Raw genomic sequence first — 16238 nt, 5'->3', positions numbered from 1 at the left:
CTGCTTGGTGCATAGTAAACTACTTTATTTTGGTCTTTAATTTCTTGAAAACCTGTTAAGTTTTTACCAGTAGTATTATCTACTAAATACCAATTGTCATTAACATACTTTTGACTAGCATTATCAGCAGTATTTACTGGTGTTTCTACTTTAGGTTCTTCACTCTTTTGTGTAGTTGAACTTTGAGTAGCATTACTTTGTTCACTATTGTTAACTACTTGAGTATTTTGACTTTGTTCGGAAGTAGTTACTGATATAGCAGGTGCAGTAGCAACTTTATTTTCTGCTACTTGTGCAGTTACATTATTAATTGCAGGCGTTGCTTGTTGTACAGGAGCACTTTGAGCTTGTACAGTTACTGGTGTAGATTGCTTTACTTCTTGCTTTGTAGAAGTTTGTTGAGTAGTATCTGCAACTTCATTTGTATTAGTTTCTACACTTTGATTGCTTTCAACACTTACTTGTTGACTGCTGTTTACTTGATTAACAACTGTCTTTGTTTCTGTATTTTGTGTTGCTTGTAATGTTACTTCTTGCTTATTAGTTTGATTGTTATTGTTATTATCTGTTTGACTTTGAACATTAGTATCAGCCATAACTTTAGGATTATGAACATTAACTCCTATTGCCAATCCTAAAAAAACTAAAGGTGCTACAACCCAGTTTTTACCGGCTTTATACATCTTATAACGTTTTTTTGATTCATAATTCTCCAAGGAAAAACGTCCTCCTTTTTCTTATCTAAACTTAAATTCTTTCTAAACTTGTGTAGCCATCCCCATAAAAGTCTATAGGAATACTTTTTTATTATACTTTACACAAATATCAATCTCAATATTTATCAAGGTTTGTATTATTTCTTTAAGTTAGTGTTACATTATTGTCATAAAAATAGCAATCCGTATTATTAACAGATTGCTACTAAAATATATTATTTTTTTATCATTTTGATCTTACCTAAAATTGTAGGTTTTAGTATTAAAAGCACTATAACATAAATTACTATCCCTATAACGACTTCTATGCCTGTATACATGATCCCTTGTAAATTCATATCTTTAGGTTTCCAAAGTAATTCAAGATAGTAAATTGGAATAAACATTAAAATTCCAGCAACTAGATACTTTAGAAAATTCTCAAACATCTTTTTCAAATCAATACTATGTCTAACTACCCACAGTTGGTAAGCGGTAACAGCTAATTCTGATAACACGGTTGCCCATACAGCACCATATAAACCCCAGAAATAAATAAATGGAAAGTTAAGTACAATATTAACAACTGCCCCAAATACTACTGATATTGTAAAAGACCTAACTTTATTTGTAGGCAAAAGATATTGAGTTCCAACAACATTACTCCAACCAATTAAAACAATCACTATTGATTCAATCATTAAAGCTAAACCAACTGGGCCAAAACCAGGTCCGTAAAACATCGTACCTAAATACTTTGATACAGCAGCTAAGCCAAACATCATCGCAATAGCCAAACAGGATACGAAATCAAAAGAATTATATAATAATTCATTTACTTTCTTAGTTTCACCTTTAGCAAAAGCATTGGATACATGAGGCAACATAACTGTTCCAGTTGCTGTTACTAGACCTAAAACAACCTTAACAAGAGCATCTGATTGATTATAAAATCCAGCAGAAGTAGCTCCAGCAAAAATACCTAACATATTTTTATTCAAAATCAAGTAAATTTGCGTCGCAATTTGTGGAACAAACAGTGACACTGTTGGGACAAAATGTCTTAATGGGTGTAATTCTTTAATACTTATCTTGGTTAATAAAACTCGTAAATGTGGCCATAAAGTTAAATTACCGCCAATTAGAGATAAAGCTAGAATTACAATATATACACCTACATCACTAGCATCTCTAACGAAAATAAAAATCATCGCTAAAGATGCTAATTTTACCATCGTATTTCTGATAACGGTTCTTTTAAAATCTTCAATTCCCATATACAACCATGAAATATCTATTGCAGCTGCGACAATGTTCAAAGATTGTAATATCATGTACCAATAATACTTTCGGTAGAATTGAATAAATAGCGCAAATAAGAAGAAAGCGACAACTGTCATTATTACTTTAAGAATTTGAATTTCCCAAAAAGTCTGTGTCATTTTTTTCTTATCTTCACGTACATACGCTATCTCACGATTGCCATAATAGGAAATACCAATCCCCGCAATTAATACAAACCATTGAATTAAAGAGTTAGTATATGAATTAATCCCTACCCCTTCTGGCTTTAAAACACGTCCGATATAAGGACCTGTTATCAATGGTAAGATTAAGGCTAAAATATTATATCCTGCATTGTAAAGATAATTTTTGATTACCTTCATAATTATCCCTCAAATTCATTCTTAACAGTTATCAAAGCTGCTCCTATAACTTGATCCATGTTGTAGTAACGATATTGTCCTAAACGTCCACCGAAGATCACATTTTCAGTTTCTTTACTTGCTAATTCTTGGTATTGCTTGTAAAGACTGTTGTTTTTACTATCATTCACTGGATAGTAAGGTTCATCGCCACGTTTCCAATCAGCAGGATATTCACGAGTAATAACAGTCTTACCCTTTTCACCCTTACCAAATTCAAAATGCTTATGTTCGATTACTCTAGTATAAGGCGTTTCGGCATCTGTGTAATTTACTACAGCATTCCCTTGATGATTATCTTCATCTAATACTTCTGTTTCAAAGCGTAAACTTCTATATTCTAATTCTCCAAGTTTGTAATCGAAGAATTGATCAATCATACCTGTAAAGACAACTCTATCATATTCTTTTAGATATTCTTCTTTACGACCAAAGAAATCTACTCCTGTTTCAACAGTGATATTGTCATGATCTAACATCTTTTCAACGATTTGTGTATAGCCGCCGATTGGAATACCTTGATATGTATCATTGAAGTAGTTGTTATCGTAAGTTAAACGCACTGGCAAACGACGGATGATAAAAGCTGGCAATTCTGTAGCTTTACGTCCCCATTGCTTTTCTGTATAACCCTTGATCAATTTTTCGTAAATATCTGTTCCGATTAATGAAATAGCTTGTTCTTCAAGGTTTTCTGGTTTTTTACCATTAAGAACTGCACGTTGTTCTTCAATCTTAGCCATAGCTTCTTTAGGAGTTGCAACTCCCCAAAGCTTGTTGAATGTATTCATGTTAAAAGGCAAATTATAAATTTCACCATTATAATTAGCTACTGGGCTATTAGTATAACGATTAAATTCAGCAAATTGATTTACATATTCCCAAATTTCTTTCTTAGAAGTATGGAAGATATGTGCACCAAATTGATGGACTTGAATGCCATGTACTTCTTTTGTATAAATATTTCCGGCAACATGGTCTCTTTTTTCAATAACCTTTACTTTATGTCCTCTTTGAGCAGCTTCGTGTGCAAATACTGCACCAAAAAGACCTGCACCCACTACTAAATAATTTGTCACTTTATACTTCCTCCAAATCCATAATATTCCTTTTAATTACAAAACAAAGTTTATTTTATCATTAAAATTGTACTAATGATATACTTATTGTTCAATTATTAAATTTCCAATCATAACGTTAATGATAGTACTACCACTGAAAATAATTATATATATTTATATTTCGTACTTCTAAAATAAAATATACTTATTCCACTCAATATCAATATTATTATTGTAGAAAAATAAATTATATATTTATACATCTTAGGATAGAGATACTCTATCTTAACATTTTTTATTTTTCTTATATTATTCAATTCTATAAATCCCAAATTTGATATTGTATACGGTACGTTTTTTCCGTTAACTGTAACATGATAATTTAATGTTTTATATCCATATACAGGTAACTCTATTGAAGAAGCACTCTTTATATTGTTAAAATTAAAACTTATACCTTCATAAGTATATTCCTTTGTAGTAGTAACATTCTTACCATTCATTTTAACTTGATTATACCTAATTCTATTCTGCAAATCATCACTTAGAGTTGAACCATTTGCAAATACCTTTGAATCAATTTGATTAGGAGCATAGTCCGGAATAATGTCTCTCGTCAACTTGTCACTATTGATACCGGTAGATTTTAACCTCACCCAATCTTCTGCACCTAATATCTTATTATTATCACCACTAAAAATTGCCATATTTTTCCGCGCAGACCCATGAAAACTATAATATTCATTTACAGAAGTAAGTATTGCTATTATAAATAATATCTTTAATATTTTCCTACTACTCTTTTCACTAAAATTAACTAACAAAAGAATAAAAGGTATTGCTCCTGAAAAAATTATAAATCTCCAGCCTGTATTTTGAATGCTATCAAATAGTGGCATATTCTGTAGTATACTCCATGGCGCCAAATTTGTTCCTAACACAATCAGTATAATTTCCCCATACAAGTATGGTAATAATAAATTCACTTTTTTCACTCTAAAATTTGATATTACTATAAATAATAATATTATTGTTACAATACTTAGAGATGCTCGACTACTCCATTCAGCTGATGAAAAAATATCTATAAACTTTACCGTTGCTACATTTCCTTTTGAGTATGCTGGTTGGATTCCTGCTTTAGATATTATATAGTATCTATAAAGTATTGGTAGCGATGTCGCAGTTAAAAACAATGAAGACATTAGCATATTGATTATTGGATATATTTTTTTATGACATATAAGTCTAACTATAATACTTATTCCTACTATTACATACAAGACAAATATACTCATTAAATGCGAATATATTACTACTGTACATAGTAGTGCCATATTTAATATTAATCTAATATCTACCTTCTCAGAATATATTATATCTTTTACGTTAAAAACTATGGGAAACAAAAATATTAAAATAATTGCTGTACCTAATTGCAATTCGCTATTAAAACTTCTCAAACACATACCTGACAATGCATATATTGCAGATACATAACTAGCATTTTCCTTATCAAATCTCTTAGAAATACTTATATATGATACAAAAAACGTTAAAATCAATATTAATGATCTTATTATAATAACCTGATGTATCGGATTTAACTTATTCGTAATATATACCAGTGGCCACAAACTTATATCTGGATACATGCCATTAATAGCTTGTCCTACATGATGAAAAGTCATAAAATTTAGCCATCCAGGAAATGAGCCTGCCTTAAATGCACTTCTTATTTCATAAACTCTCTCTACATGAAAAAAAGTATCAAATCCACTAATAATATAGTTACTCTTAAAATCAATATAAGTAGCTATGCTAACTATCACTAAAAATACAAGATGTATCCCAAATATTCTTTTATATTTGGCGTTCACTTCAATCATCTCCTTAAAAAATATATTATAGATTATTATTTTCAAAATACTCCAAAGATTCTTTTAACTTTTTGAAATACTTCTCTGGATAATAATTTTCTATACTCTTCTTTATACATTCTGGCGACAATGATGTATTTGCTACATCAGTCATTGCTCTAATTAACCCATTAATATCACCTTGAGAATAAGTATAACTATTTTCTCCATCTTTCAAAATATCTTCATATCCTGCAAATTTTGTGCTTACAACTGGTATTCCTCTTGCAATAGATTCCAACATTATCATTGGTAACCCCTCATACTTAGATGTCATAATTAATGCTGTAGGTCTCTCTTTTATCTCTTCCCATAAGTTTTCTGTCCACCCATGCCAAGTTATTTTATCTGCTATGCCCAATTGTTCACTATATTTTTTACATTTATCTAAATCATTACCTGTTCCATATATATTTAAATGTAGATCCAAATTGGTTACTTTACTAATTCCTAGAAATAGTTCTTTGAGATTTTTTTGACCACTATACATGACTCTTCCAGCATAAAAGAAGTCTGCTCTTCCATCTTGATTCTTAGGTAAAGTCTCACATACTTCAACAGGATTAAGTATAAGTTTGATATTTTCCTTTTTAATCCCCATACCTATCAGCTGTTTCTCTATAACAGAACTTATAGCAAGATGGAAATCTGCATATAATAAATTCCTAGGATCAAACATATCTTGGTCTTTCAAAGAAAAATGAATCCATGAAATTAATTTATAATTCAGATTCATTATTTTTCTCAATTTACTACCGACTTTAAGCACTTTAGGACTTAAAGAGATATGATCACAATTCTTATTAAAAATAAATTCTCTAGTTACAAATAATAACTTCATTATTGGATTCTTTCTCTTACAAATCTTTACTGTGATATTTTTATCCAGTTTAGATAGCCAATTCTTATCTTTAGGATCATCAATTAATGTAAGTTGTATACTTCTCTCCGTCACAAGTTGATTAAGAACTTTTATTAAAACTGTTTCAGTACCACCTTTTCCCGAAAGATTGCTAGCTATAAAATTTAGTTTCTTTTTCATGGAATTTTCTCCTTAAATTTCTATATCATTAGCGCACATTATATTCTACCACGTTTTCTCTCCCCTTAACTTATTTAAATAATCCTAATCCATGATATAATTTATATTAATTATTACAGTGATATTAGGGAGTCAACTATGCAAGCAATATTAATATTAGCTCATAAAAACATTGAGCACGTAACCAAGTTAGCAACAATTTTACATAATAATTTTGAAGTCTATATTCATTTTGATAAGAAAATGAATATTCCTGAAAATTATAAACAGATTCTTGATAAGAAAAACATTCATTATATATCTAAAATAGATGTTCACTGGGGTAGTTGGAGTATAGGTGCTGCTACTGTACTGCTAATGAAAGAAGTACTTAAAAATCGTCAAATTGAATATATACACGTTATTTCTGGTCAAGATTGGTTAACCATTCCTTCTAAAAACATCTACGATAAATTTATTGACAATGACCGTATTTACATGACTTATTCAAAAGCTAAAAATGTTAAAAAAAAAGGTGAATCCATCATTTTATGGCAAAAATATTACTTCAATTACGACAAAATTAATCGTCGTTCAACATTCGGCAAAATCTATCATCGGGGATTATTATTAATACAAAGTTTGCTCAGAATCAATAAATTTAAAAAGTTAGGAATTAATTTAGAAATATACTCTGGTGAAAATTGGGTAGATATGCCCAGAGATGCTGTTGAATATTGCATCAATTATTTAGAGTCTCATCCTAATCTCCTAAAAATGCTTCAAACGGGGTGTTTTTCTGATGAATTTTGGATGCAAACTATCCTTTGTAATTCTCCTGAATTTAAACAAAGAATTGTCAAAAACCATCATCGGTATATTAAATGGCAAAAACAACATGGAAGTTATCCAGCTATTTTAGATATGTCTGATTTTGATAATATTATTAATGGCGATTACATTTTTGCTAGAAAATTTGAGAATCCATATTCTGATGAATTGATAACCCAACTTAATAGAAATAATAAATAGAGAGGCTAGTTAACCTCTCTATTTATTATCTATTAGATTTGATACTGCCTTTACAATATAGTAACCATTTTTTAATTTTTCACTTACTAATTGAGCATTATACCTTAAATTCAAATACTCCTCTTCAGTCAATGAACCAAGCTTATTCTGCAGTTGCGCTAAACTTCCAACTACAATTCCCACTTGATGTTTACTTACAAATTCTGCCAACGCTGCTTTTTCCCAAATTATCACTGGTAAACCCGAACTTAAATATAGTGACACTTTATGGGGATTATTATATTTCATATACTCACCATAAACACCATTACATTCATCTATTCTATTTCCATCCCATATTAAACCAAAATTTTCTTTTAAATGCTTAGGTAATTCTTCCGGTGTAAATACACCCTTATAACTTACAGTTTTAGGATATTCCTTCTTAGGATTAGGCCCATACACATCTATTGGATAAAATTCATTAACTAAGAAATCGGATTTTTGTAAATTTCCAGCATAACACAATGTCTTTTCATAACTGTTAGATTCTGGTGCTACATTTTTTGTTAAATAATCAAATATTTCTAAATCAGATACTTGAGTCTTTACACCATTTTCTTTTAGCCATTTTGTCATTATTGAATTATGAGAAATAATCCCATCTGCATCATTTAATCTATTTATCTCTTCCGATAGATAGTTCTCATCATTTTTAAATAGTCTCAGAGATTCCAAATCATGAACTATATAATAGACTTTTACATCTCGATCCAATGAAGATAATATTTTTTTGATAACTACTGTTGAATATATAGGGTACTGGATAAAAATATTATCTATTTTTTTATTCTTTAACTTTCTAGGTATATCCCAATTTAAATATTTAATCTTATTAATTTTGGAAAAAATAGTATTATCTAAATTAAAATAAAATTCTATGTTCTTGAAATTAAGTTTTTCGCTTAAAATTCTACTTATGTCTCTTTTAGCTTTTGGCCCTGCATTATATTCTGTCTTGTCATAGACTGATAATAGATAATTATTCATAATACTATTATAATCCTTTCTCAATTCTATTTTCTTTAAAATAATCTAAATTAGCAAAGCTAACTAAGAACATGATATTAAAAGAAATTTCTATCAAATGTGGATCAATTGCACCACTTAATAAAACTAATAGTAGCCCTAAAACTATAGCATATTGCTTATTCTTCAAAGCTTTATTTATATTTCTTAATATCAACCATAGTAAAAACACATACACTATTATTCCTTGCATTAGCAAGACTCTTACTATTGATGAATCTATAAAGAAATAATTTTCCACAACTTTATTTTGTAAACCACCCCAACCGTTTTGATACACAAATTGTCCATATAAAGTTGCATTATAATCTTTAAAAGCTACATTACCTAAATATAATCTACCTGTTAATAAGCTATCTAACTTTTTCAAAATAGGATTAGATGCACTATATAAATAAGGCAAAATTAAATTTATTCCGATAAACAAGAATGCTATACCACTTATTACATATGCCTTTACATTTTCGAATACTTTACCAATATATGGATATAAAATGCAGAATGCTATCAATATTATCATTAAAATTAATGAAAGTTTTGTATCAGTAACTAAATATGTAGTAATTGTCACCGCAATTAGTGATATATATTCTGGAATATTTAAATTGAACTTTTTCAACACTACATATGTAAGTACAATATGAAATATTCTAGAAGCTAAATCAGTTGGATACACTGAACCTAAAGAAAGTCTAAGGACAGCAGAATTAGATCTTCCAACTGCTAGTGTAGGTATAACATGTAAAACAGCACATATAGTGGTAATAGCCACCATAGTTGTCATTACTACTACAAATAGTCTTGCTATTTTTTCAAATTTAATATCCCTAGCAGCAAAAATTAAGAATGTATAATAGTACAAACCATAATCATATGAATTCTTACCCGCTGCAAACAACAAAGCTAGTGTTGTTAACATTAATAATTTATATACATCTGAAACTTTATCGAACAAAAGAATTTTTATTCCAGCTAAAACTGTGGACACGGTCATCATTATGAAAACATAATGTCCATTAACTTTAAATAAAGTTCCATACATATATTGCATTAGTATAAATATAATAAAAGCACTGTAAAATAAAATTGGAGCAATATTAGGTAATTTTTTCTCTATCCTACTCCCTATATTATCTGTCAAATACGAAAAAAACATCTTCTTCTCCTTTAAAACAATTATTTATATCAAATCATAAGTTCATTTTATTATAGTATTTATACTGTAAAACTTCAATTAACCACAAAATAATAAAAAGCCTAGATTCTCAATGGAACCTAAGCTTCCTTCAAATTAATACGCATCATTAGAGAATAGTACAATTTTAACTGTTAAAAAGATCAAATATAAATCATAGAAAAAACCACTCTTTTGAATGTATTCTAAATCTAATTCAACCATTTCAGAAAAGCCTACACTATTTCTAACCGTTGCTTGCCAAAGTCCTGTACAACCAGGGACTACTAATAGCCTTTGCTTATCATAATCTGTGTATTGAGCAACTTCACTTGGCAAAGGTGGACGAGGTCCTACTAGACTCATGTCACCCTTAAGCACATTTAAAAGTTGTGGCAACTCATCAAAACTATGCTTGCGAATAAATTTACCAATTTTTGTAATTCGAGGATCTTCTTTCATCTTAAACATTGGACCCTCTACTTCATTTTGAGATTTTAATTCAGCTAATTTCTTATCAGCATCCACAATCATAGAACGAAATTTATACATTTCAAATTCTTTACCGTCTTTTCCAACTCTAGTTTGAGAATAAAATACTGGTCCTCTATCTTCTTTATGGATTCTAAATGCTATGTATAATAACAACGGCGATAACAAGATTAATCCTACTAAACTAGCGAAAAAATCAAAAACTCGTTTGAAAAAATGATAGATGTATCTTTTATTAATGTTTTCTCTATCTAATTTCTTCATGCTAACCGTTCCTCCAATTTTTTCCATTAGCGCATTCCCCTCGTTTTATATTAACTCCCTAAATTATATCATTTAATTTCAACAAAATTTTAACAAAAAGCTAACATTACTCGTTTAATGCTTTCTTTAATTGACTAGTTACTTTATCCAAATTGCTTTGTGGAACAACTTCATAAGATACACCGTCAATCATTTGACTTTCCCCTTGCAATTGAATTTGTTCAATCTTAGAAGCAGAACTATATTTAGTTGCAATTGCCTTCATATCATCAAATGTCAAGTTAGTCTTCATGTTACTAGAAATTGCATTTAAAATTGATTGATATTTAGTCATACTTCCAATTGTTGCAATTTTCTTAACTAAAGCTTCGAGCACCATACGTTGACGTAATTGACGCCCATAATCACCACGTGGATCTTCATAACGCATACGTGTATAGGCTAAGATATTATCTTCATCAATAGTTACAGTTCCTTTTTTAAAGGTCTTATTTGCATTAGTAAATTCTAGGTCGTTCTCAACTTTAACTGGACCTACAGCTGCAGAAAGTTCTTCAAGACCTTTCATGTTCATTTCAACATAGTAATCCACAGGAACATCTAAATAACTTTGAACAATGTTAACCGCACCTTTTGTACCTTCATATGAATAAGCGGCATTAATCTTATTATTATACCCATATCCTGGAATTGCTACCTTAGTATCACGTGGAATACTTACTAAAGTAGTTTTCTTTTCTTTAGGACTAACTGCTGCTAACATCATAGTATCTGAACGTCCACGATATGTACGTCCATATTCACCTGTATCAGTTCCCAAGATAAGAACTGTAAATGGTTTACCATTATTTAAATCTGGTGTATTACGCAATTTATTTGTCTTAACTTGTTTATATGTACTATTAGCTGACTTTTTAGCATCAAAATACATTTTACCAAACAATGCAACATCAACAACTATAAATAACCCAATAACAATTAAAACCCATTTCCAAATTTTATGTCTTTGCCAAAATGAGCGATGGTGATGATGCTTATGATGACTGTGATTTCTATTTAACTTTTCTTCTTCATTATTCATTTCCTACTCCCACTTTCCGTTAAAAGAACCAGAATTTCTTCTTTTTCTGAATTGGTGTATAGTCTCTAGCTACGACATACTCCCCATTGATAAGATTTTCAGCATTTTTTTCAAATTGTATTGCTTTTTGTTCACCAAAATCTTTAGCAATTTGATTCAAAGCTTCACTTAACACAAACTTACGCCCCTTTAAAGTATGTGCATCTGAAGCAACAATTTGTACCAAATTATGTTCAACCAATGTATGTGATATTTCAGCTACATGTGAACCAAAACCACCAACATAACTTGTAGCTGTAACCTGTGCTAAAGCCCCCGCTTTAATAAAATCATACAACATATTTAAATTATTCTGAATTTCATGATTACGTTCAGGATGCACAATAACTGGTATCGTTCCCATTTTTTTTAAATTAAAAATCATATTCTCGGCATATCTAGGAACACCATCATGTGGAAATTCTAATAACATGTATCTTTTATCTTCATCTATTCCCAGTAAATCATCATATCTGTTCAAAAGTTCTCCATTAATATGTACTTCTTGACTTGGAAAAATAGTCAATTTAATTTCTCGCTTATCTAATTCAGCTTGAAATTCATCAGCTATTCTAATGACATCTTTTGCGTGATTAGTATAATTACGATCAAGATGATGTGGAGTAGCCAAAATATGTGTAACTCCATCAGCAACTGCTTCTTGGGCTAATTGCAATGAATGTTCTAAGTCTGGAGATCCATCATCAATACCCGGCAAGATATGACAATGTAAATCTACTATTTTCTCAAAATTCATATTAATAATCCTTTTCTGATAATTAAATAATACAAAAAACACATATATTATACCAAACTTCACCTTTAAATTCATTAAAGGCAAACAAAAAACCGACAATTGTTGCCGATTTTTAAACAAATTTATTAAGTCTACTTTTCAGTAATGGTTGGGTATCCAATACTAAATTTGATAAGAAAATAAGAAATAAAGTTACACTTATCATTCGATTAATAGAAGAAAGTCTCAATTTATTCCTTAGTGGATATTATATATTAAAAGTATTTTAAATTACAATACTAAATATTAAACAAAAAGCCCTTACCTAAAAAGATAAGAGCTACATTACAACTATACATCATTTAAATAAATTTATTTTTCTTTTCCATATCCATAATAGCCGTAGTAACCATCTGTAGAAGCATCTACATCATTTAATACTACTCCTATAATATGAGCATTAACATGTTTAAGCAAATCTACAGCCTGACGGACACCTTCTTTTTCTGCAAATCCTTGACGAACAATTAGAAGTGTTCCATCAACTTTAGCAGATAAAAGTTGAGCATCAGTTACAGATAAAACTGGTGGAGCGTCATAGATAACCAAATCTAACTTTTCTTCCAATGCTTCACGTAATTTATCCATACGTCTAGAACCCATTAATTCAGATGGGTTAGGAGGAATAGGACCAGCAGGAATGACAAACAAATTATCTACCGTAGTTTCGTAAATAACATCATTAATATCAAAATCTCTATCGGTTAGGAAATTTGTCAATCCTCTTGGATCAGCAATACCAAAGGTAGAGGCAATAGTTGGTCTACGTAAATCCGTATCAACTAACAAAGTAGATAAACCTTGCTTAGCAAAGGATGCAGCAATATTTGCAGCTATAGTAGATTTTCCTTCAGAAGCAACAGATGAAGTAATCATTAAAGATTTATATTCTGTATCTGCACTAGAGAATGTAATATTTGTACGAATAGTATTAAATTGTTCTGTATCTACAGATGTTGGTTTAGCAATTGTTACTAAATAAGCACCTTTTTCCATACTATTAGTATCTAACTTTTTTTTCTTCTTAAATAATGCCATGTCTCTTACCCTCCTTTCTAAACTCTACGACGACGTGGAGTACTAATTTTTTCTTCAGCACTATTATTTTTAGAAATTTTATTTCTATCAATAACTTTAACTGCCCCATAATCATCTTCATTAATATCTAAATGATATACAGAACCTATATTGGTTAAACCTAATTCATCAGTTAAGAAACTACTATCCTTGATAGTTTTATCAGTAAATTCCTTAATAAATGCAATTGCAACACCTATAAATAATCCTAACACCACTCCTGCAAGTGCAAATAATTTTTTATTAGGTGATACAGGTTTAGAATTTACTTTAGCGTCAGATACAATAGTAACATTATCTACTTGCATCATCTTTTTGACCTTTTTTGCAAATACTTTACCAACAGTATTTGCTATATCTGCAGCAACATAAGCATTTTTGTCAGTAACAGTAACAGTTACAACTTGTGAATTTGTTTGATTCGATACTTTAATAGACTTTGCTAGGGAATTCAAATTTCCTTGATAATTATCTGTATTTTTAATTTCCTTCAGAACTGGTGTTAAAATAATTGGTTTTGTTAAAACATCTTTATATGTATTAATAGCTTGTAAATCAGCCTGTTGAGTGGCGTATTGAACTTGAGCATTATTTGCTTTTTGGTTAACTAAAATATCGATACTAGAACTGTATTTAGGTTCAATGAGGAAAAATACGCTTCCTAAAGCTACTACCAATCCTAATATCATCCAAGTAATAATTGATACTACATTATTCTTCAATACAATCATTAATTGCCTTAAATCTATGATTGTTTCATCGTCTTTTCTACTCATAATCTTCTCCCAATAAATAAAATCTACAGAATTAATAATAATTTATTTTTAGTTATCTTGTCAATATATTATCAACACACCTATTGTTACCAACAATAACAAAATATTGGATTTTTTGCTAAAAAATAAATTTTATGCTATTTTAATTATGCATATACAATAAGATTGTTATTAAAAATAACAAAAAGGGGATTCTACAATTATGAAACAATTATCACTCTCTAAGTTAGCTGAAATTATTATTGTTAATAGAAAGAAAAAATCATTAACGCAACAACAACTTTCTGATATAACTAATATAAATAGAGCAACTATTAGCAGAATAGAAGCAAAAGACTTTATTCCTTCCATTCCTCAATTAGAAAGTCTTAGCCAAGCACTAAATTTTGATATAACAGACTTATTCATTGAACCACTTAACACTGCTAAAAAAGCTGAAACTCTATCTAATGTAAAAATTGCTGTAGCTGGTACAGGATATGTAGGCCTTTCAATAGCTACCCTTTTAGCACAAAATCATCAAGTAACTGCGGTAGATATTGTACAAGAAAAGGTTGATTTAATAAATAATCGTAAATCACCTATTCAAGATGAATATATTGAAAAATTTTTGGCTGAAAAAGATTTAAACTTATCAGCTACATTAGATGGTAAAAAAGCTTATAAGGATGCTGATTTTGTTGTAATTGCAGCACCTACTAACTATGATAGCAAGCGCAACTATTTTGATACAAGTGCCGTTGAAGCTGTAATAAAACTTGTTATGGAAGTCAATCCTAATGCTATTATGGTTATAAAATCAACTATTCCTGTAGGCTATACAGAACATATACGCAAAAAGTATCAAACTAATAAGATTATCTTTAGTCCTGAATTCCTACGTGAATCCAAAGCTTTATATGATAATCTTTACCCAAGTAGAATTATTGTCTCTACTGATAAAGATGATCCTGAAATTGTCAAAGCTTCTCATGATTTTGCTTCATTACTTCAGGAAGGTGCTATTAAAGAAAATATAGATACACTTTACATGGGATTTACTGAAGCTGAAGCCGTAAAATTATTTGCTAATACTTATTTAGCTCTTCGTGTCTCTTACTTCAACGAATTAGATACTTATGCAGAATCAAAAGGTCTTAATACTGAAGAAATTATCAATGGTGTTTGCCTTGATCCTAGAATTGGTTCCCACTACAATAATCCTTCTTTTGGTTATGGTGGATACTGTTTACCAAAAGACACTAAGCAACTTTTAGCAAATTATAAAGATGTACCTGAAGATTTAATCGAAGCTATTGTAAAATCAAATTCAACTAGAAAAGATTTCATAGCTGACCAAGTTCTTCAAAAAGCTGGTTATTACTCATACAGCGATTCAAATAACTTTAACCCACAAGAGGAAAAGCAAGTCACTATTGGAGTTTACCGTCTTACAATGAAATCAAATTCTGATAACTTCCGACAATCTTCTATTCAAGGTATCATGAAACGTGTTAAAGCTAAAGGAGCTAAAGTTATTATCTACGAACCAACGCTTGAAAATGGTACAACTTTCTTTGGAAGTAAAGTTGTTAATGATATAAATGAATTTAAGAAATTAAGTGATTCCATTATTGCCAATCGCTATAATAATATTTTAGATAATGTAAAAGATAAAGTTTATACTCGCGATATTTTTAAGCGAGATTAAACTTCACATGTAGATATATTTATTGAAAGGAGGTGATTACTTATGCAAAAAAATTGTTAAAAGTCAATGATGAAGAAGCAAAAATTGTTCCATCTAAATATGAATATACTGTCAAATTTGTTGATACTGATAAAGATTTCTATGACGATAGTCATTCAACTGGAGTTCTTTCATACGATAATATCTGGGATATTATCCTCTCTAAGAAAGAATTAGAGAATCGTTCTATTGATAGTATTACTATCAAATTGTTGTAAATACATTATAATAGAAGTTCTTTGTCAAAAAGGATTAATGCCAAAATTTTAATTATTATTTTCAAACTATTAGATGAAAGTCTAATAGTT

At 29.7% G+C, this 16238-nt stretch carries 15 protein-coding genes; 3 read left to right on the top strand and 12 right to left on the bottom strand.

Going from position 1 to position 16238, the window contains the following annotated elements; all coding sequences use genetic code 11:
* From FC55_RS09040 to FC55_RS09020, 5 genes are all read right to left on the bottom strand, one after another.
* A partial coding sequence (locus FC55_RS09040; protein ID WP_169790301.1) for a KxYKxGKxW signal peptide domain-containing protein occupies nucleotides 1-716 on the bottom strand: 716 nt, incomplete at its 3' end.
* Between the two features lie 215 nt (nucleotides 717-931).
* Nucleotides 932-2362, bottom strand: a complete 1431-nt coding sequence (locus tag FC55_RS09035; protein WP_003701142.1) for a flippase — start codon at nucleotides 2360-2362, stop codon at nucleotides 932-934.
* 2 nt (nucleotides 2363-2364) lie between these two features.
* Nucleotides 2365-3480 (bottom strand): UDP-galactopyranose mutase, encoded by a 1116-nt coding sequence (glf, locus tag FC55_RS09030; protein ID WP_003701141.1) that lies wholly within the window; start codon nucleotides 3478-3480, stop codon nucleotides 2365-2367.
* Between the two features lie 146 nt (nucleotides 3481-3626).
* Nucleotides 3627-5351, bottom strand: a complete 1725-nt coding sequence (locus tag FC55_RS09025) for a glycosyltransferase family protein (protein ID WP_371824760.1) — start codon at nucleotides 5349-5351, stop codon at nucleotides 3627-3629.
* 16 nt (nucleotides 5352-5367) lie between these two features.
* Nucleotides 5368-6423 carry a glycosyltransferase gene (locus FC55_RS09020; protein ID WP_003701138.1) on the bottom strand — a complete coding sequence of 352 codons (1056 nt, stop codon included), beginning with the start codon at nucleotides 6421-6423 and terminating at the stop codon, nucleotides 5368-5370.
* A gap of 138 nt (nucleotides 6424-6561) precedes the next feature.
* Between FC55_RS09020 and FC55_RS09015 the strand changes: the two genes are divergently transcribed.
* Entirely contained in the window at nucleotides 6562-7434 is an 873-nt protein-coding gene (locus FC55_RS09015; RefSeq protein WP_003701137.1) for a beta-1,6-N-acetylglucosaminyltransferase, read from the top strand.
* Nucleotides 7435-7452: 18 nt separating this feature from the next.
* Here FC55_RS09015 and FC55_RS09010 read toward each other — a convergent pair whose 3' ends face one another.
* The 7 genes from FC55_RS09010 to FC55_RS08980 all read right to left on the bottom strand — a co-directional run bounded on the left by FC55_RS09010 (nucleotide 7453) and on the right by FC55_RS08980 (nucleotide 14201).
* The gene (locus FC55_RS09010; protein WP_035150159.1) at nucleotides 7453-8463 is read right to left on the bottom strand and encodes a sugar transferase; all 1011 of its coding nucleotides are present in this window, start codon (nucleotides 8461-8463) and stop codon (nucleotides 7453-7455) included.
* A gap of 7 nt (nucleotides 8464-8470) precedes the next feature.
* Nucleotides 8471-9658 carry a hypothetical protein gene (locus FC55_RS09005; RefSeq protein ID WP_003701135.1) on the bottom strand — a complete coding sequence of 396 codons (1188 nt, stop codon included), beginning with the start codon at nucleotides 9656-9658 and terminating at the stop codon, nucleotides 8471-8473.
* A 135-nt stretch (nucleotides 9659-9793) separates the two neighbouring features.
* Nucleotides 9794-10459 (bottom strand): sugar transferase, encoded by a 666-nt coding sequence (locus tag FC55_RS09000; protein WP_003701134.1) that lies wholly within the window; start codon nucleotides 10457-10459, stop codon nucleotides 9794-9796.
* 79 nt (nucleotides 10460-10538) lie between these two features.
* Nucleotides 10539-11513, bottom strand: coding sequence for an LCP family glycopolymer transferase (locus FC55_RS08995; protein WP_003701133.1), 975 nt, complete (start codon nucleotides 11511-11513; stop codon nucleotides 10539-10541).
* A 19-nt stretch (nucleotides 11514-11532) separates the two neighbouring features.
* Complete coding sequence (locus FC55_RS08990; RefSeq protein WP_014568754.1) at nucleotides 11533-12309, bottom strand: tyrosine-protein phosphatase; 777 nt, start codon at nucleotides 12307-12309, stop codon at nucleotides 11533-11535.
* Between the two features lie 351 nt (nucleotides 12310-12660).
* Nucleotides 12661-13386: a CpsD/CapB family tyrosine-protein kinase gene (locus tag FC55_RS08985; RefSeq protein WP_003701131.1), complete on the bottom strand. Its 726-nt coding sequence runs from the start codon at nucleotides 13384-13386 to the stop codon at nucleotides 12661-12663.
* A gap of 17 nt (nucleotides 13387-13403) precedes the next feature.
* Nucleotides 13404-14201 carry a YveK family protein gene (locus tag FC55_RS08980; RefSeq protein WP_003701130.1) on the bottom strand — a complete coding sequence of 266 codons (798 nt, stop codon included), beginning with the start codon at nucleotides 14199-14201 and terminating at the stop codon, nucleotides 13404-13406.
* A 202-nt stretch (nucleotides 14202-14403) separates the two neighbouring features.
* On the opposite strand from FC55_RS08980, the gene FC55_RS08975 reads away from it, so the two are divergent.
* Both FC55_RS08975 and FC55_RS08970 read left to right on the top strand, forming a co-directional pair.
* Nucleotides 14404-15891, top strand: coding sequence for a nucleotide sugar dehydrogenase (locus FC55_RS08975; protein WP_003701129.1), 1488 nt, complete (start codon nucleotides 14404-14406; stop codon nucleotides 15889-15891).
* Between the two features lie 32 nt (nucleotides 15892-15923).
* A complete protein-coding gene (locus FC55_RS08970) occupies nucleotides 15924-16148 on the top strand; it encodes a hypothetical protein (RefSeq protein ID WP_003701128.1) in 225 nt (74 codons plus the stop codon).
* Nucleotides 16149-16238: the final 90 nt, after the last annotated feature.

It is taken from the genome of Ligilactobacillus salivarius DSM 20555 = ATCC 11741, from assembly GCF_001435955.1.
GTDB lineage: Bacteria > Bacillota > Bacilli > Lactobacillales > Lactobacillaceae > Ligilactobacillus > Ligilactobacillus salivarius.
This window is presented reverse-complemented; position numbering and strand designations above follow the sequence as displayed.

Excerpts from the sequence above, each read along its gene's own strand:
- FC55_RS09035 (WP_003701142.1), bottom strand. The coding sequence starts at position 2,362 with ATGAAGGTAATCAAAAATTATCTTTACAATGCAGGATATAATATTTTA.
- FC55_RS09025 (WP_371824760.1), bottom strand. The coding sequence starts at position 5,351 with ATGATTGAAGTGAACGCCAAATATAAAAGAATATTTGGGATACATCTT.
- FC55_RS09020 (WP_003701138.1), bottom strand. The coding sequence starts at position 6,423 with ATGAAAAAGAAACTAAATTTTATAGCTAGCAATCTTTCGGGAAAAGGT.
- FC55_RS09015 (WP_003701137.1), top strand. The coding sequence starts at position 6,562 with ATGCAAGCAATATTAATATTAGCTCATAAAAACATTGAGCACGTAACC.
- FC55_RS09010 (WP_035150159.1), bottom strand. The coding sequence starts at position 8,463 with ATGAATAATTATCTATTATCAGTCTATGACAAGACAGAATATAATGCA.
- FC55_RS09005 (WP_003701135.1), bottom strand. The coding sequence starts at position 9,658 with ATGTTTTTTTCGTATTTGACAGATAATATAGGGAGTAGGATAGAGAAA.
- FC55_RS09000 (WP_003701134.1), bottom strand. The coding sequence starts at position 10,459 with ATGGAAAAAATTGGAGGAACGGTTAGCATGAAGAAATTAGATAGAGAA.
- FC55_RS08995 (WP_003701133.1), bottom strand. The coding sequence starts at position 11,513 with ATGAATAATGAAGAAGAAAAGTTAAATAGAAATCACAGTCATCATAAG.
- FC55_RS08990 (WP_014568754.1), bottom strand. The coding sequence starts at position 12,309 with ATGAATTTTGAGAAAATAGTAGATTTACATTGTCATATCTTGCCGGGT.
- FC55_RS08985 (WP_003701131.1), bottom strand. The coding sequence starts at position 13,386 with ATGGCATTATTTAAGAAGAAAAAAAAGTTAGATACTAATAGTATGGAA.
- FC55_RS08980 (WP_003701130.1), bottom strand. The coding sequence starts at position 14,201 with ATGAGTAGAAAAGACGATGAAACAATCATAGATTTAAGGCAATTAATG.
- FC55_RS08975 (WP_003701129.1), top strand. The coding sequence starts at position 14,404 with ATGAAACAATTATCACTCTCTAAGTTAGCTGAAATTATTATTGTTAAT.